Source organism: Roseivirga sp. AWQ4_251 (assembly GCF_056158225.1).
Genome location: NZ_JBSWSW010000002.1, coordinates 900,834 through 917,430, shown reverse-complemented (window position 1 = coordinate 917,430; position 16,597 = coordinate 900,834). Strand labels below are relative to the sequence as shown.

Here is a 16,597-nt window from a genome sequence, read left to right as displayed (position 1 = left end):
ACTACCTCAGTTTAATAGTTTTTATAAATTGAAGTTCTAGACCCAATGTGCGAATATAATTTCCCCAATTATATTCAGTTCTCATTCTAATTTCTCCCCCCTGTATAGGTAGTGCCGTACTTAAATATAAAGACTTTATATTGATAGCGGGGTTGATTATTTCACGTTTGGTTCCGCTGTTTCTGAAGGCTCTGAAAGATAGATTGATCTGAATTCCATTAATTCTTGAGGAGATTGAAGAAGCATAACCAGTCACAACATTTTTTATTCTATAAAGAGTAATAGAGTTAGGGTTGAGCAATAGAAAAACAGGACTACCAATGATCTGTCCTCGATAGCTCCAGCCACTCATGTAAAGAAAATTGTTGAAATTATTATCGGGCTCCGAACCTATGAGAGAACCTTTTTGAACATTGGTATTGATATATTCTAAATCAAAGTTTGTAAGTGTAGTTTGCTTTTTAGTGGAAATACTAATGCCATATATACCATTCCCCCAGTTTTTTGGCTTTAATCCTGAACCATCCTCCCACATAAGTTGAGTATATATCGATAATTCTCTATCTCCAAATCGTGTTTTGAGTGAAAAATCGTAAGAACCCAAATGGTTGCCCAAAGCATTAATTTGATCATTGACATTCGCCTTTTTGGCCCCTTTACTAGCTGTGAAGATTCTGAGGAAATCTTGAAAACTTGCTGGTTGACTAGTTTCACTCGAAAGGTTTTTGCCTCCCCACTGAGCATTATGTGTAAGCCCAATATTTAGCTCAAGGAGTTCGTTGAATGGTTTAAACTTAAGGTAGAGGTATTTTTGATGTAATAAGGCTTTACTTTGGTACCGATCTTTTTCAAACCAGCCATGAGCCATATATGCTTTCACAAATAAGAAGTTGATAGGCGTATTTAGCCAACCATTGGTTTGAATGGAAATTTTAGGAAGAGGTAAGGCGTTGTTGCCATTTATGAGGTTTCCGAATCCTGATGAGGAGTTAAAACCAAATTGTTCAACTTTCCTACCTATTGTGAACTTTATAAGCTTGGTTGTTAAGCTTCCGTACGCTTGAATTGGAATGCTGCGAAAGTGTTTGGAGATAGAATTTTGTAACTCTAAGCCATAATTAAGTTTAAAAATTTTGCGGCTATAATATTCTCCTTCAATTTCAATATTGTTGATTAGAGCGTTAGGGTTGACTTTGCTAAATCTACCATCGTTGTTTCCTGAAATCCAAAAGGGAGCTTTGTCTGATGTAGAAATATAAGCTCCTTGACTTATTATTAAGTTCAGCGAGTTGATGCTATCAGCTTCCTCTTGAAAGGCAAAAATTGGAGTAGCTATGTAAAATAAAAACAGGGTAAGAAATTGCTTCATACCCTGTTTTGACACGTTTTAATAATGTGTGGTTGCAAACTTATCTGATATAAGCTTCAAAGTTTTTATGATCTTTTTCAAACAACCTCTCTTTTGGCAATGATTTGAAGTATTCATAAGTAATCTTCAATCCTTCTGCTCGAGAAACTTTGGCCTCCCACCCTAGGATTTCCTTTGCCTTGGTAGTATTAGGCTGACGCTGCATAGGGTCATCCTTTGGCAATGGTTTATAAACTACTTTTTGATCTGTACCTGTTAATTTAATGATCTCTTCAGCAAACTGCGAAATTGTGATTTCATCAGGATTACCAATGTTTACCGGGTAAGGATAGTCGGACAATAGAAGTCTATAAATTCCTTCCACCTGATCGTCTACATAGCAAAAAGATCTTGTTTGGGACCCGTCTCCAAATACTGTTAAATCTTCTCCTCGAAGAGCTTGACCAATGAATGCAGGAAGAACTCTTCCATCATTCAGTCGCATTCTAGGGCCATAGGTATTGAAAATCCTTACAATTCTTGTTTCTAATCCATGGTAGGTATGATAAGCCATTGTTATAGCCTCTTGAAAGCGCTTAGCTTCATCATAAACACCTCGTGGACCGACAGGATTTACATTGCCATAGTATTCTTCAGTTTGTGGGTGAACCAAGGGGTCTCCGTATATTTCTGAAGTAGAAGCAATGAGCATTCTGGCACCTTTATTTCTGGCTAAACCTAATAGATTGTGAGTGCCAAGAGAACCAACTTTTAACGTTTGAATTGGGATTTTAAGGTAATCGATAGGGCTAGCTGGAGAGGCAAAGTGTAGGATATAGTCCAATTTGCCTGAAACATGGACGAACTTTGAAACATCATGGTGATAAAATTCGAAGTTTTCTAAGGGCATAAGGTGCTCAATGTTAGAGATATGGCCTGTAATTAGATTGTCCATACCAATCACATAATAACCTTCTTTGATGAACCGATCACATAGATGTGACCCCAGAAATCCTGCTGCGCCTGTGATTAAAATTCTTTTCATTATATCCCTATTCCATAGTAATCGAAACCAAGGCCAGTTACTTCTGCCTTATCGTAAATATTTCTTCCGTCAAAAATTACTTTGCCTTTCATAAGTCGTGAAACTACTTCGAAATTCGGAATTCGGAATTCTGGCCATTCTGTAACCAGCAATAGGGCATCGGTATCAATTAGAGTGTCGTACTCATCTTTGGCATAAGTAACGGTGTCCTTCAGGTCATGCTTAGCTTCTTCCATAGCAATTGGGTCGTAAGCTTTTACTTGTGCACCAGCTTCTAATAAAGCGTTGATGATCACGATTGAAGGAGCTTCTCTCATGTCATCAGTTTTTGGCTTAAATGAAAGGCCCCAAACTGCGAAAGTCTTCCCTGAAAGATCTTCCCCAAAATGAGATTTCACTTTTCGAACCATCACTGATTTTTGTCTTTCGTTTACTTCTTCAACCGCTTTAAGTACAGACATTGAATAGCCGTTATCTTCAGCAGTTTTGATTAAAGCTTTTACGTCTTTAGGGAAACAAGAACCACCATAACCCACACCTGGGTAAATGAATTTATTTCCAATTCGGTTATCGCTTCCAATTCCTTTTCTTACCATGTTAACATCGGCTCCCATAATTTCGCAAAGGTTGGCGATGTCATTCATGAAACTGATTTTGGTAGCTAACATAGAGTTAGCGGCATATTTTGTCATTTCAGCTGATGGAACATCCATGAAAATTGTTGGGTGACCATTCAACAAGAAAGGCTTATAAAGCTTTTTCATAATTTCTTCAGCCTTTTCAGACTCTACACCAACAACAATTCTGTCTGGCTTTAAGAAATCAGCGATAGCAGCTCCTTCTTTTAAGAATTCAGGATTGGACGCTACATCAAAATCAATATTGGCTCCTCTTTTGGCTAAAGCCTCAGTAACTTCTTTTTTAACTTTTTGAGCGGTTCCCACTGGAACAGTACTTTTGGTAACTACTACCATGTACTCGTTCATGTTTTCACCGATTTCTCTGGCAACGGCCAAAACATATTTAAGATCGGCACTGCCATCTTCACCTGGAGGTGTACCTACTGCAATAAAAGCAGCTTCGCAGTCTTGAATGCTTTCGGCTAGATTAGTGGAGAAGTGAAGTCTGCCTTTTTCATAGTTTTTCTTTACCATGGTTTCTAACCCTGGTTCATAAATAGGCATGATTCCTTCTTTCAATCCATCTATTTTCTTTTTGTCAATGTCAATACAAGTAACATCAATACCGACTTCTGCAAAACAAGTACCTGTTACAAGGCCTACATATCCGGTTCCGACAACTGCTATTTTCATAAGCTTTTAATTTTCTCCAAAGATTTTTTAAAAATGGTAATGGCTGACTGTTTTTAAGATAACTGACTCTAAATGAGGGTTAAATATGGGTTTTTCTTCGATTAAAAGAATCTTAGTTCTTCTTTTCTAATTTTTGCTGCCAGTTCCAAGAATCCCTTAATGATTCTTCTAGCGTTTTTTCAGTTTTCCAGTTGAGTTGCTCTGTAGATTTAGTAACATCGGCATATACTTTTTCGATGTCGCCACTTCTTCTTGGTCCAATTTTATAATTGAGGGGAGATTCACTAACTGATTCAAAAGTTTTAATAATTTCTAAAACAGTATTGCCTCTACCTGTACCTAAGTTGAAGATATCGTAGGTAAGTTCGGGCTTATTGTCTAGATATTCTAAACTTTTTACATGCGCTTTGGCTAAATCTACTACGTGAATGTAATCTCTAATGCAAGTTCCGTCAGGGGTATCGTAATCATCTCCAAAAACGGTGAGTTGTTTTCTCCAGCCTGCGGCAGTTTGAGTAATAAAAGGAACCAAGTTATTAGGTACGCCTAAAGGAAGTTCTCCTATTTCAGAAGTTGGATGCGCACCAATGGGATTGAAATATCTCAGTGCAATGGCTCTCAGGCCCTTTCCCGTACTGGTTGTGTCTTCAATAATTTCTTCGCAAATCTGCTTTGTGTTCCCATAAGGGGATTCTGCAGTTTTTTTAGGGCTTTGCTCAGTAACTGGTAGTTGGTCTGGTTGGCCGTATACAGTACATGATGAAGAAAAAATCAATTTATCAACTTTCCCTTCTCTCATCAATTTGATGAGTGTAATCAATGAACCAACGTTGTTCTCATAATATTCAAGAGGCTTTTCTACTGATTCACCAACCGCTTTGTAAGCCGCAAAATGAATAACACCATCAATGGGTTGATCCTTAAAAACCTTTGAAAAAGCTTCTTTGTCATTACAATCTATTTCGTAGAAAGTAAAATCTTTTCCTGTGATATTCTTCAAACCATCCAGAACCGATGCTCTGGAATTTGAAAGGTTATCGACAATAATGGGGTTATAACCCGCATTATGCAACTCCACAACGGTGTGTGAACCTATATAACCTGCTCCACCTGTTACAACTATGTTCTGCATATAGACAAAATTAGAAGCTTACAGGGATTAATTAATATCTAATCCTATTTTTGTACGAAATATTACTTCGAGATGGCAAGTTCGATTGAAGAGATTAAGAAAGAATTAAACGAGAGCGTTGTAAAAACTGAAGCGGAATTAGAAGCTTTCAGAATGCGATTCATTAGTCGCAAGAGTGTAGTTGGTGAACTTTTCGCTAACATGAGAAATATCGCTCCGGAAGATAAAAAGGCTTATGGCCTAGAAGTGAATGCTGTAAAGCAATTGGCAGAAGATAAATTTCAGGCTCATATAGACAGCTTGAAGTCTGGTTCCGAGCAGAAGGAAAACCATGCCGACCTTACTTTACCAGCTATCGAAGAGGACTTTGGCTCTATTCATCCATTGACAGCAACTCGCCAAAGATTCATCGAAATCTTTGAAAGAATAGGTTTTAACGTGTCTTCTGGGCCAGAAATTGAAGATGACTGGCACAACTTTACGGCTCTGAATTTTCCTGAAAATCACCCTGCAAGGGAAATGCAGGATACCTTCTTTATTGAAAAAAATCCTGATATCGCCTTACGGACGCACACTTCTTCAGTGCAAATTCGAGTAATGGAAAATGAGAAGCCGCCAATTCGCACGCTTTCTCCTGGCCGTGTATTCAGAAATGAGGCGATTTCGGCAAGGGCACATTGTGTTTTCCATCAAATGGAAGGCTTATATGTAGATAAGGGCGTTTCGTTTGCTGATTTGAAACAGACCCTTTACCACTTTGCAAAGGAAATGTACACTAAAGATACGCAAGTGCGTTTTCGCCCTTCATATTTTCCTTTTACTGAACCAAGTGCTGAAATAGATATCTCTTGCCAAATTTGCCATGGTGATGGCTGTAACATTTGTAAATACAGTGGCTGGGTAGAAATTGGAGGTGCTGGAATGGTAGATCCGAATGTTTTGGCCAATTGTGGTATCGACCCTGAAGTTTATTCAGGTTTTGCTTTCGGAATGGGAATTGAAAGAATTACAATGCTTAGGTATGGAATTAAAGATTTGCGACTGTTTACGGAAAATGATATTCGCTTTTTGAAGCAATTCAAAACCTTATGATGAAGCTAGAGGAAATTCGAAAAATTGGAGTTGTAGGAGCGGGAACAATGGGGCAAGGAATTGCCCAAATTGCTGCTTTGGCAGGTTATCAAGTTGTGTTGTATGATTTGCAAGCCGATGCTTTAGCAAAAGCTGAGCAGAACATTTCAAGCAATCTTGAAAAGGGCATTGCCCGTGGAAAGGTAACCGAAGACCAAAAAGAGACAGCCCTATCCAATATTTCGTTTTCATCTCAATTCAGCGATTTAGTGGCCGATGTAATTATTGAGGCCATTGTAGAAAAGCTTGACGTTAAAAAACAGCTTTTTGCAGATTTAGAATCACAGAACGCACCAGAAGCCATTCTGGCGTCTAACACATCTTCTATTCCGATTACGAGAATTGGTCGTGATTTGGCACACCCAGAACGATTTGTGGGTATGCATTTCTTCAACCCAGCGCATATTATGAAGTTGGTAGAGGTAATTTCTGGTGCAGCAACTTCTGAGCAAACTGCTGAAACTGTTTTTCAGCTAGCAGAGAAGCTCGAAAAGGTGCCTGTTATGGCCAAAGATGCTCCAGGGTTTATTGTTAACCGTGTGGCGCGCCATTTCTATGTAGAAGGCCTTAAAGCTCTTGAAGAAGGCGTTACTGATGTAGAAGGCATCGATAAGCTGGTAGAAGCTTCTGGCTTCAAAATGGGGCCTTTTAGACTAATGGATTTAATAGGAGTGGACACTAATTTTTCAGTGACGACATCTATGTTTAATGCTTTTCATCAAGATGGAAAGTTCAGACCTTCTCGCATACAAGAGCAAAAGGTTGACGCTGGCCACCATGGTAGAAAATCAGGTAAGGGATTTTACGATTATTCAGCCTAAAGCAGTTCTTCAATAAGCTTGTCTATGGTAATACCTTCGGCTTCAGCTTTGAAGTTTCTCACAATTCTATGCCTTAAAATTGGTTTGGCAACGGCTTTTACATCTTCAATATCAGGAGAGTATTTTCCATTGATCAAGGCATTGCATTTCGCGGCAATAATCAAGTTTTGCGAAGCTCTTGGCCCTGCTCCCCAGTCCACATAGCTTTTGGTAATTTCTGGAGCTCTTTCCGACTCAATTCTCGTTTTATGCACCAAACCTACCGCATATTCAATCACATTATCAGCAACAGGCACTCTTCTTACCAAATGCTGATATGCCAATACTTCCTTCGCACCCAGCACCTTTTCCACCTTTTTCTGCTCGTCTGTAGTAGTTCCTTTTACAATGTCTACTTCGGATTGAAATGAAGGGTAATTAAGTTGAATATTGAATAAGAAACGGTCGAGCTGAGCTTCAGGTAGAGGATAAGTACCTTCTTGCTCAATAGGGTTTTGCGTAGCGAGAACAAAGAAAGGCCTTTCCAAAGCATAGTGCTGACCAGCGATTGTTACGCTGTATTCTTGCATCGATTCCAAAAGTGCTGCCTGCGTTTTAGGAGGCGTACGGTTGATCTCATCTGCCAGAATAATGTTAGCAAAAATAGGCCCTTGAATGAATTTAAAGTTTCTGTCTTTATCCAAGGTTTCGGCACCAAGAATATCAGAAGGCATTAAGTCGGGAGTGAACTGAATCCGATTAAACTTTAAGTCCAGCGCAGAAGAAATGGTATGAATTAGTAAGGTTTTTGCCAAACCAGGAACACCTACCAATAGGCTATGGCCTTGACAAAAAATGGAAGTAAGAAGTAGATTCACGACTTCTTCTTGCCCTACAATTACCTTTGAAATTTCTTTTTTTAGAAGATGAAAGTCTTCAAAAAACTTATTTGCTAGTACTACATCGGATTTTGTTTCTTCCATACTAATTAGTTGTTGACTATGCCGCAGCGATTAAATTCAGGATCGACCATAATATACACCTCTTTCATTTTCTGATCGATATATTCTGCTCTTTTCCTTGCTTGTTTCATTCGTAAAGTTGCCGCTCTTAGCTTTTCATAATCGTCCGTCATGTTGGCTTTGTGAGGCTTAATTCTAGATCTGTAATAAATGATTTGAGCTATTTTAGAGCCGTCAGGACTGTCAACGATTTCAGCTTTAGAAATGTCGCCTTCTTTCATCTCTTCGATTTTGAAGTAGAGAGTAGGGTCTAATTGATCGGCAGGGATTTTTGAAGAGCCAAATTGGCCACTCATAAAGCCGCCATTCAGTTTCGTTCTTTCATCATCAGAATATTGTTTTGCAGCAGATTCGAAAGTGATACTGTCCGCCATGATTTCGTTTCGAAGACTATCTAAATAGTTTGAAGCTTTTTGAATGTCTGCTTGAGTAGGCTTAGGAATCATGATGATATGACGCGTATTGAACTCGTTTCCACGCTTTTCAATCATTTGAATCAAATGCACCCCGAAAGAAGAAACCACAGGCATGGAAATTTCTCCGGGCTTTAGCGCCAATGCACCAGCTTCATAAGCAGGGTCGAAATTTCCCCTTGTAGCGAAACCTAAATTTCCTCCGTTGGGAGCAGAAGGGCCTTCAGAATACTGAACAGCCAGAATTTCAAAGTTCTCTCCTTTAAGTGCTCTTTCGCGAATTTTGAGTAGTTCATCCTTTACGCGTTTTACTTCAGCATCATTTGGCTCTGGCTTTTTAATAATTACACCAATTTCATATTCTGTATTGTAAAGCGGTAAACTGTCTTTAGGAATTGAGTTAAAGAATTTTCGGATTTCTGCAGGAGTTACATTTACATCTGCAAGAATATTATTCTCTTGTTCTTGAACTCGCAATTGTTCTTCAATAGCTGGCTTTATTTCTTCCATGATTTGATCCATGGTTTTGCCATAGGCTTCCTCAAGCACTTTTTCGTTTCCGCCAACACGTTGCAATTGGTTTTGCATACGTTGGTTTACTTCATAATCAACTCGGCTTTCGTCAATTTCTACCGAGTCAATTTCTGACATAGCCAAAAGAAGTTTGTCTTCAATAAGCTGTCTGATGATCAAACAACGAGCATCCCCTGTAAAAGAAGAAGCTTGCCCACTGGCCAAAAAGCTTGCGTAGCCTTGTTCAATTTCACTTTTCAGAATAATGTGATCATCTACTTTGGCAATGATCTTATCAACCACTTCGCCTTGAGTGTCTTGGGCAAATAGGGCATTCGAAGAAAATACGGCCACAAAAACAAGGGCGGCAATTACTCTATTTATAAATCTCGTAGTCATCTTTTTCTTTTGCTCTTTCATACACTTGATTCTCCAGACTCTTGGCAATATCTACTTTTCGCTTGTTTATGATTATGTTTTTGATGTCTTCTTTCACATATTCCAAAGGTGAAACCTGTTCGGAAAGTTTGTATTCATGAATACTAAATAAGTAGAGATAAAGCGAGTTGGATTCTTCAACGTATCGGTTTCTTCTTAAAAACTGCACCTTATTTTCTACTGTAGAAAAGGGTGAATTTTTGGTCAAGTCATCAAAATTCAACCAAGTGGAATCTTGAAGTGAATAATCGTTTGCGAACTGAAAACAGTATGACCTAAGCTTTTCCAGGTCATCTTCTCTGTTGGACTTAATCCACTTACGGACATCAGGTTTCTTAGGCGCCTCTTTTGATATTTTTAAATATCTGCCTTTCAGAATGTTTTGCCTCAGTTGAAAATTCTCGATGTTATCGCTGTAATATTGTCTTATTTCTTCATCGCTAACCTCTCGGTTCAGTTCTTCTTCTACCTTCAATCGCTGGTATTCATAAGAAATGAGCGTATATCTATAGGCTTCAACTTTTCTTTGAATCTCAGCCTGATTGATTTGCTTAGTGGTATTCGCTTCTTTAATAAAAAGCTCTTTTTTAATCCAGTTGTCTATGTATTTCTCAACTATGCGAATGCTATCTTCTTTAGGAGTATCCGGTTGGGTAAGGCTACCAAGGTCAGTTTTGTATAAAAAAGTATTGCCCACCCTGGCCACCAAGTTGTTTGTGTCTTCAACCTGATTTTCGGATTCCAAGCCCAGAAATTCACAGGAAGCTGCTATAAGCGTTAGCGAAAGAAATATGTAGAGCTTACCTGTTTTCATGAGAAGCTAATTGCTTCAATTCTTTTTTGTTGATTTTGATTTTATTTTCCTTGCGGAGTTGGGCTACCCAAGCTTTGTCCAAATAGTCTTGATAATCCGAAATTACCAATCCTTTTACTTCGTCTAAACGATAATTACCAGCTGCAATTATTTCGTCAATGGCATAAATTCTATTTTCGGTAGTATCGCCAATAAGGACCTTTTCTTCCCAATTTTGAGCGAAATTAGGGAAATCCTCCCTTAGAAATGTTCTTTTAGCAATTTTTAACTCATCAAAGAGTTCTCCATCTATTTTGCTTTCAATCACATCCGGAAGATTTTCTCCTTTTTGCCAGCTAACATTGGTTAGAATGTCTTTAAGCACATCAGCGTTTGTACTTTCAATTACCCAAACTTGCGCTCTTTCCGGAGCAGGGTAGTCCTTCTGATGATTTTGAAAAAACACTTTGAGTCCTGTACTGTCTTCTGCGGCCTTGTTCCAGATTTGATTTTCCATAATGGTGAAAAGCATAAGGCCTTCTTTGTATTCATTCAGAAGAAAGCCAAATTCTGGATATTTTTTAGAAGCAAGCTGATTTTCATATTCCATGAGCTGCTCGCGTTCAAAAACCTTGTACCGATTCCAAAGTGTTGATGCAGAGAACTGGTTAGCGTTGCCCAAACTGCTGAAGAATTGACCATAGCTGTATGATTTCTCACCAATAGAGAAAATCTCTTGTTTGGCTTGATTTTCTACATCAACATTAGGCAGGCCAACTTTCTCAATCTTTTCGATTACGTTTTTTAACTGTTGAAAATCTTGTTTAAAGCCATTTTCCGTTTTTAGCTTTTTCACCAGTTCGTCCAAATCAATCTGGTTTCTGCCTGATCGTCTTACCCTTTCTGAAATGTTATCTCTTAAAGTTTCAAGAGAAGGCATTTCTTGTTTCATATCAAGTTTCACAATGTGCCATCCGTATGAAGTTTCAGTAGGTTTAGAAATGTCGCCTTCGTTTTTTAGGCTGTGGGCAATGTCTAGGTATTCATCGGGCAGTTCGCCTGTTCCTGCTAAAGGAAGACCGCCACTGTTGAGTTTGGTACGACTATCTTCTGAATATTTTTTGACTAGTTCTTTCCAATCGCCTCCATTTTGTAGCGAATCGTAAATGGTTTTCATTAACTGATTTCCATTTTCAACAGAACGGCCATTTTTGGTCAAGAAAATGTGTGATGTTTTCACCTTTCCTCGCGTTGGCCTTCTGTCCAGAACCTTGATGATATGATAGCCGAATTGAGATCTGATAATGCCTGAAACTTCACCAACTGGAGTTTCATATGCGCCATTTTCAAACGGATAAACCATGGTGAGGCCAGAAAACCAGCCCAAATCGCCACCGTTTCTGGCGGATCCGTCTTCTGAATTTTTTCTGGCAACTTCTTCGAATGGAACACCGGAAAGCACTGTTTTCCTTAAACTGTCTATTTTTTGATATGCCCTTAACGTATCTGTGGGGTCTGCTTCATTCTTGAATTTGATTAAGATATGCGCTGCATGAACTTCTTCTTTTAATCTATTATATGCTTCCAAAATCAGATCTTCTTCTGTATTTGGGTTTTGCATATAAGGTTTTTGAACTTGGCTGATGTAGCCGTTGTATTCATCAATAAAGGCTTGAGTGGTGTCAATGCCAGCATTGTGAGCCGCCAACACTTTCAATTTAAAATCGATGTATTGGTCTAAATATTTTTGAAGAGAGTCATATTGATTTGCTCCGCCATCTTTTCGGTTCTTATGGTAAGCATATAGAAATTCTGCCGATGAGATAGGCTCATTGTTTATGGTGGCTATGGTGTTGCTTGTTTGAAAAGCAAAAGAAGAAAAAGTGATAGCCAACAGAAAAAGTAGCGTGTAGGAAAGTTTCATAGAAAGATTACTTCTCGAATTCAACCTTTTTGAAAAGGCGTAAAGTGTTTTGTGAGTTGGAGGATTCAAATTCAATTTCATCCATGATTTTCTTTACCAACATAATACCCACGCCACCTTTTTGTTTGGTTTTAATCAAATCGCCAAGAATGGGTTCATGGTACTTTAGTATGTCGAAAGCGGCTCCTTTGTCAATGATTTCGAACCAAATGCCATGTGAATCGAAGCTGATCGTGATTTTCACGTGATCTTCTTCTGCGGTTGGTTGACCATGGATAATGATGTTGGCACACACTTCGTCAACCGCCAGCACCATCATGTTGGTTTCAATATCAGAAACACGGTGTTCGTGCAGCACATCGCTGACAAACTTGCGCATGAGCCTGAGTTTGTTTTTGCTGTATGGTATGTTAAAATTATAAGCCATCGATTTCTGCTAAAGCCTCTTCTTTTGTCTTTTTTATGATTAACAACTGGTCTAGCCCAAGTATGCCAAATACTTTTAGCACCTTATCGGATAAACCGTAAATAATAAATGTGGTGTTGTTTTGATCTATTTCTTCGATGTAGGACATAAACACGCCAAGGCCAGCCGAAGAAATGTAGTTAAGGTCAGTGCAATCGACTAAGATGTTTTCATGGTTTTCGTCAAAAGCAGTTCGGATTGCTTTGTCTAGTTTGATAGATGAACTAGCGTCAGCATCTCCCTTAACGGCAATTGATACGTATTGGTTTTCTGTGGTTTGTAAAATTTCTAACATAGGCCTTTTGTATATACGTTCTTTATCTAAACTTGATCACCACCATGGTATAATCATCATCTAAATCTTTATTTTGACAGAACTCGTAGAGTTTGCTGATAAAAATCTTTTGGATAGAAATGGCATCGTACTGAGCGTTTTCTTCTAAAATGGTTTTCATTTTATCGAAGCCAAACTCTTCTCCGCTAAGATTTGTGGCTTCAGAAATACCATCGGTGTAGAGCACGATAACATCGTCTTTATGGAATTTCTCCTGATTTACGTGCACATACTTTTCGTACGAATCGTTTCGAAGAATCCCCAGACCCAAGCCTTTATTCTCCAAAAATTCTGCCTCTTTTTTATGAGCCGAATAATAAAGTGTTGGACAATGGCCGGCTCTGGAAAATTCCATGGTTTGCTCCTCAGTGTCTATTATAAAATAGGTGAGCGTAATAAATGAGGTTTTCTCTAAACAAGCACTTAAAGCTTTGTTTGACCGAATCATGAACTCGCGGGAAGAAAGATCGAGCTGTGCCAAACTTTGGAAAATACCTTTCATTTGCGACATGTGGAATGCTGCCGAAGTTCCTTTGCCAGAAACGTCACCAATAACCACAGCAAATTTGTGTTCGCTTAAACGGAAAGTGTCGTAATAATCACCACCAACTTCAGCAGCGGCTTGCGTAAATGCATGAATCTGAAACTTGTCGTCATGGTCAAGTTCTACTGGAAGAAGAGCGCGTTGAACCTTCTTGGCAATGTTCAGCTCTTTGCGATATCGCTCATTTTCTAAAGCTTCTCCCAAAAGCCTAAAGTTTTCAATAGAAATGCTAGCCTGACTGGCAAAAGTGTTGATGATGTTGATCATCTCCTTATTGAAGCCGTCACTAAGTTCGTTGACCAAATACATATGGCCAGCCACTTCGTCTTGAATTACTAGCGGAACAATTAATACCGAACGGAAATTGGTTTTTTTCAATACCACCAAAATCTGATCTTGTTCGGTAGCTTTTGAAAGCGGGTTTTTGAGTACTGTTTTTTGCTTGCTCTTTTGAATTTGCTCAATAACCTCTTGTCGGTTGCTTGGGCTTATGTTTTTTCTTCTTACCTCGGGTTCAGTGCTGTTGGCTCTATTGATTTCTAACCAACCTGCATCGGCCGAAACCGCACTCATTGAACTGGTAAGCAATACATCGAAAATCTGATTTTCATCTTCTCCTTGCTGAATGGATTGGCTAAGGCGCTGAAAATTAATGGCTTCTTCCATTTTCTTTTCAAATACTGAAGAAGTAGGTAAGTTGAAAAGAATCACCAACAGTGAGAAAATGGAATAGAAAAGTAAAAAGACAAAAAGCGAAATGACAAACAAGTTGTCGATGGGCTTGAACTGCTCCATAGCCTCGGGTTCGGCCACATAAATTGTAGTGAAGAAATAGCCCAAGTAAATGGTGATGAGCAAAATCAGCAAAATGCTTTTCCACTTTTGGCGAAAATTCAGATACGCAACCCACTTTAAATTGGCTGAAAGTACCAAAGCCATTATGGTGATTAGCCCAAATAATAGCTGAAAAATCAGATGGTTCTGAAGTATCTGATGAGTAAAGTTGAAGAAGACTGAAAGCAGAATGAAGCTTTCAAAAACATTCCACCAAATGAGTAATCTTTTGGATTTCTGATATAGAATAAGCTTTTTCCAAACGGTAAATGTGGAAATTAGGAATACCGAAATGAGTCCAAACCGAACATTGTAGAATACGGCTTCCAGAAATGGGTTGTGATCTAAAGCAGAATCGGCTATTGAATCGTTGAAAAGACCAATGGAAAGCGATATTAGTGTGGCCACCAAGCCAATGGCGAACACCCGCCAAAGCAGATCCACAAAATCGGTACTTTCAACCTTATGGATTCTTAAGCGGTAATAAAGCACCACAAAGACCAAGAACATATCCACGATAAGTATGGGTACATAGCGTGAAATGCCCAGATCTAGCTGGTTTCTAAAGGCTAAAATTTGGAGTTCGTCCAGCAGGGTAAGGATGAGCCATAGCAACAAAGCCAGCACAAAGCTGAAGCGCATGTAGAATTTGTTGGTAAGCTTGGCTTTCATCCTTAATATGGCAAAGCCCGAATTTACAAATTATACCATATGGAAGAAGGTCAAACTGAAAAGTTTGACCTATGGTTTAACTCAATTTAATACCGAGCTCTTTCAGTTGTGCCTGATCGATGGTTGATGGAGAGTCAATCATAACATCTCTGCCCGAAGTATTTTTAGGGAAGGCGATGTAATCTCTGATACTGTCTGACCCGCCAAACATAGCACAAAGCCTATCGAAGCCGAAAGCAATACCACCATGTGGAGGAGCACCAAACTCAAAGGCATCCATTAAGAAACCAAACTGAGCTTTTGCTTCTTCTTCTGTAAAACCAAGATGTTTGAACATCAGTTGCTGCGTGGTTTTATCATGAATTCTGATGGAACCACCACCAATTTCAACACCATTGATTACCAAGTCGTAGGCATTTGCTCTAACTTTTCCAGGGTCGGTATCCAATAAAGCCATGTCTTCAGCCTTTGGCGAAGTAAATGGGTGGTGCATTGCGTGGAAGCGTTCGGTTTCTTCGTCCCATTCTAAAAGAGGGAAGTCAACCACCCAAAGTGGCTGGAAGGTGTTTTTATCTCTTAGGCCAAGTTCTTTACCCATATGCAAACGCAATTCACTCATTTGCTTTCTGGTTTCGTTGGTTTTTCCGCTAAGTACTAACAATAAGTCTCCAGCTTCTGCTCCAGCTTTTTCGGCCCACTCTTTCAAATCTTCTTGAGAATAGAATTTATCCACTGAAGATTTAAATGATCCATCGGCATTGCATTTAACATGCACTAAGCCTTTGGCTCCAATTTGTGGTCTTTTTACAAAGTCGGTGAGGGCGTCTAGCTGTTTTCTGGTGTATTCAGAACAGCCTTTTGCACAAATGGCTACGACTAATTCAGCTTGATCGAAAACTTGAAATCCTTTGTTTTGGGCAAGATCGTTCAGTTCTACGAATTCCATTCCAAAGCGGATATCAGGTTTATCGTTACCGTATTTGCTCATGGCATCAGCAAAACTCATTCTTGGGAATTCATTCAATTCAACACCCCTAACGGTTTTGAAAAGATGGCGAGTTATGCCTTCAAAAGTATTGAGAATATCTTCCTGACTTACAAACGACATTTCGCAGTCTATCTGAGTAAACTCCGGCTGACGGTCTGCTCTAAGGTCTTCATCTCTAAAGCATTTTACAATTTGAAAGTATCTGTCGAAGCCAGAAACCATCAAAAGTTGCTTAAAAGTTTGAGGCGACTGAGGAAGTGCATAAAATTCTCCAGGATTCATTCTAGATGGAACCACAAAATCTCTAGCACCTTCAGGAGTAGATTTGATCAAAACTGGAGTTTCAACTTCAATAAAATCTTGTGAATCCAAGTAATTTCTAACCGCCATGGCTAGTTTAGATCTAAGCTGAAGTTTGTTGCGCACTTCGCCTCTTCTTAAATCCAAGTAGCGATATTTCATTCGAAGGTCTTCACCTCCATCAGTATCATCTTCAATAATAAATGGAGGAACCTTGGACGGGTTCAGCACTTCAAGGTTTTCAACCTTTAGCTCGATTGATCCAGTTGGGATTTTATCATTTTTAGAATAGCGTTCAACCACAGTACCTGTAGCTTTAACCACAAACTCACGTCCCGATTTTCTGGCTACTTCTAGAACTTCAGCAGAAGTTGAGCCTTCTTCAAAAGAAAGCTGGGTAATTCCGTATCTATCGCGTAAGTCAATCCACATCAGTCCGCCTTTGTCGCGTAACCTTTGTACCCAACCACAGAGCGTTACTACTTCATTTACATTGCTTTCTCTTAATTCGCCACAATTGTGTGTTCTTAACATGGTATGCTTGCCTTAAAAATGAGTTGCAAATTTAGTAATAGTTTTAGCAAATG

General features: G+C 39.0%; 14 protein-coding genes. 2 read left to right on the top strand and 12 right to left on the bottom strand.

The genetic code is table 11. The features are described from left to right. Window position 1 precedes the first annotated feature (1 nt). The 4 genes from ACXACJ_RS18210 to galE form a co-directional block, all read right to left on the bottom strand. Window positions 2-1,369 (bottom strand): capsule assembly Wzi family protein, encoded by a 1,368-nt coding sequence (locus tag ACXACJ_RS18210; RefSeq protein ID WP_475135845.1) that lies wholly within the window; start codon window positions 1,367-1,369, stop codon window positions 2-4. A gap of 40 nt (window positions 1,370-1,409) precedes the next feature. Continuing rightward, window positions 1,410-2,393, bottom strand: a complete 984-nt coding sequence (locus tag ACXACJ_RS18205; protein WP_475135844.1) for a UDP-glucuronic acid decarboxylase family protein — start codon at window positions 2,391-2,393, stop codon at window positions 1,410-1,412. Further along, complete coding sequence (locus ACXACJ_RS18200; protein ID WP_475135843.1) at window positions 2,393-3,706, bottom strand: UDP-glucose dehydrogenase family protein; 1,314 nt, start codon at window positions 3,704-3,706, stop codon at window positions 2,393-2,395. The genes ACXACJ_RS18205 and ACXACJ_RS18200 overlap by 1 nt, the downstream gene beginning before the upstream one ends. A gap of 112 nt (window positions 3,707-3,818) precedes the next feature. Next, complete coding sequence (gene galE / locus ACXACJ_RS18195; RefSeq protein ID WP_475135842.1) at window positions 3,819-4,838, bottom strand: UDP-glucose 4-epimerase GalE; 1,020 nt, start codon at window positions 4,836-4,838, stop codon at window positions 3,819-3,821. Between the two features lie 72 nt (window positions 4,839-4,910). On the opposite strand from galE, the gene pheS reads away from it, so the two are divergent. After that, entirely contained in the window at window positions 4,911-5,930 is a 1,020-nt protein-coding gene (gene pheS, locus ACXACJ_RS18190) for a phenylalanine--tRNA ligase subunit alpha (RefSeq protein ID WP_475135841.1), read from the top strand. Continuing rightward, complete coding sequence (locus tag ACXACJ_RS18185; protein ID WP_475135840.1) at window positions 5,927-6,790, top strand: 3-hydroxyacyl-CoA dehydrogenase NAD-binding domain-containing protein; 864 nt, start codon at window positions 5,927-5,929, stop codon at window positions 6,788-6,790. Before pheS ends, ACXACJ_RS18185 begins: the two co-directional genes overlap by 4 nt. On the opposite strand, the gene ACXACJ_RS18180 is transcribed toward ACXACJ_RS18185, so the two are convergent. The 8 genes from ACXACJ_RS18180 to aspS all read right to left on the bottom strand — a co-directional run bounded on the left by ACXACJ_RS18180 (window position 6,787) and on the right by aspS (window position 16,544). After that, window positions 6,787-7,752: an AAA family ATPase gene (locus ACXACJ_RS18180; RefSeq protein ID WP_475135839.1), complete on the bottom strand. Its 966-nt coding sequence runs from the start codon at window positions 7,750-7,752 to the stop codon at window positions 6,787-6,789. The genes ACXACJ_RS18185 and ACXACJ_RS18180 overlap by 4 nt on opposite strands. A gap of 5 nt (window positions 7,753-7,757) precedes the next feature. After that, a complete protein-coding gene (locus ACXACJ_RS18175; RefSeq protein ID WP_475135838.1) occupies window positions 7,758-9,116 on the bottom strand; it encodes a peptidylprolyl isomerase in 1,359 nt (452 codons plus the stop codon). Next, entirely contained in the window at window positions 9,094-9,969 is an 876-nt protein-coding gene (locus ACXACJ_RS18170) for a peptidylprolyl isomerase (RefSeq protein WP_475135837.1), read from the bottom strand. The genes ACXACJ_RS18175 and ACXACJ_RS18170 overlap by 23 nt, the downstream gene beginning before the upstream one ends. After that, on the bottom strand, window positions 9,956-11,872 hold the full coding sequence (locus tag ACXACJ_RS18165) for a peptidylprolyl isomerase (RefSeq protein ID WP_475135836.1): 1,917 nt from the start codon (window positions 11,870-11,872) through the stop codon (window positions 9,956-9,958). The genes ACXACJ_RS18170 and ACXACJ_RS18165 overlap by 14 nt, the downstream gene beginning before the upstream one ends. 7 nt (window positions 11,873-11,879) lie before the next feature. Continuing rightward, the gene (locus tag ACXACJ_RS18160) at window positions 11,880-12,299 is read right to left on the bottom strand and encodes an ATP-binding protein (protein ID WP_475135835.1); all 420 of its coding nucleotides are present in this window, start codon (window positions 12,297-12,299) and stop codon (window positions 11,880-11,882) included. After that, a complete protein-coding gene (locus ACXACJ_RS18155) occupies window positions 12,289-12,633 on the bottom strand; it encodes an STAS domain-containing protein (RefSeq protein ID WP_475135834.1) in 345 nt (114 codons plus the stop codon). Before ACXACJ_RS18155 ends, ACXACJ_RS18160 begins: the two co-directional genes overlap by 11 nt. A 22-nt stretch (window positions 12,634-12,655) precedes the next feature. Beyond that, the gene (locus ACXACJ_RS18150) at window positions 12,656-14,722 is read right to left on the bottom strand and encodes a GAF domain-containing SpoIIE family protein phosphatase (RefSeq protein ID WP_475135833.1); all 2,067 of its coding nucleotides are present in this window, start codon (window positions 14,720-14,722) and stop codon (window positions 12,656-12,658) included. Between the two features lie 76 nt (window positions 14,723-14,798). Next, window positions 14,799-16,544 carry an aspartate--tRNA ligase gene (gene aspS, locus ACXACJ_RS18145; protein WP_475135832.1) on the bottom strand — a complete coding sequence of 582 codons (1,746 nt, stop codon included), beginning with the start codon at window positions 16,542-16,544 and terminating at the stop codon, window positions 14,799-14,801. Window positions 16,545-16,597: the final 53 nt, after the last annotated feature.

What these genes read in the sequence shown, in the direction of transcription:
- ACXACJ_RS18210 (WP_475135845.1), bottom strand. Translation starts at nt 1,369, where the DNA reads ATGAAGCAATTTCTTACCCTGTTTTTATTTTACATAGCTACTCCAATT.
- galE (WP_475135842.1), bottom strand. Translation starts at nt 4,838, where the DNA reads ATGCAGAACATAGTTGTAACAGGTGGAGCAGGTTATATAGGTTCACAC.
- ACXACJ_RS18160 (WP_475135835.1), bottom strand. Translation starts at nt 12,299, where the DNA reads ATGGCTTATAATTTTAACATACCATACAGCAAAAACAAACTCAGGCTC.
- ACXACJ_RS18180 (WP_475135839.1), bottom strand. Translation starts at nt 7,752, where the DNA reads ATGGAAGAAACAAAATCCGATGTAGTACTAGCAAATAAGTTTTTTGAA.
- ACXACJ_RS18185 (WP_475135840.1), top strand. Translation starts at nt 5,927, where the DNA reads ATGATGAAGCTAGAGGAAATTCGAAAAATTGGAGTTGTAGGAGCGGGA.
- ACXACJ_RS18170 (WP_475135837.1), bottom strand. Translation starts at nt 9,969, where the DNA reads ATGAAAACAGGTAAGCTCTACATATTTCTTTCGCTAACGCTTATAGCA.
- ACXACJ_RS18150 (WP_475135833.1), bottom strand. Translation starts at nt 14,722, where the DNA reads ATGAAAGCCAAGCTTACCAACAAATTCTACATGCGCTTCAGCTTTGTG.
- ACXACJ_RS18155 (WP_475135834.1), bottom strand. Translation starts at nt 12,633, where the DNA reads ATGTTAGAAATTTTACAAACCACAGAAAACCAATACGTATCAATTGCC.
- ACXACJ_RS18205 (WP_475135844.1), bottom strand. Translation starts at nt 2,393, where the DNA reads ATGAAAAGAATTTTAATCACAGGCGCAGCAGGATTTCTGGGGTCACAT.
- aspS (WP_475135832.1), bottom strand. Translation starts at nt 16,544, where the DNA reads ATGTTAAGAACACACAATTGTGGCGAATTAAGAGAAAGCAATGTAAAT.
- ACXACJ_RS18165 (WP_475135836.1), bottom strand. Translation starts at nt 11,872, where the DNA reads ATGAAACTTTCCTACACGCTACTTTTTCTGTTGGCTATCACTTTTTCT.
- ACXACJ_RS18200 (WP_475135843.1), bottom strand. Translation starts at nt 3,706, where the DNA reads ATGAAAATAGCAGTTGTCGGAACCGGATATGTAGGCCTTGTAACAGGT.
- pheS (WP_475135841.1), top strand. Translation starts at nt 4,911, where the DNA reads ATGGCAAGTTCGATTGAAGAGATTAAGAAAGAATTAAACGAGAGCGTT.
- ACXACJ_RS18175 (WP_475135838.1), bottom strand. Translation starts at nt 9,116, where the DNA reads ATGACTACGAGATTTATAAATAGAGTAATTGCCGCCCTTGTTTTTGTG.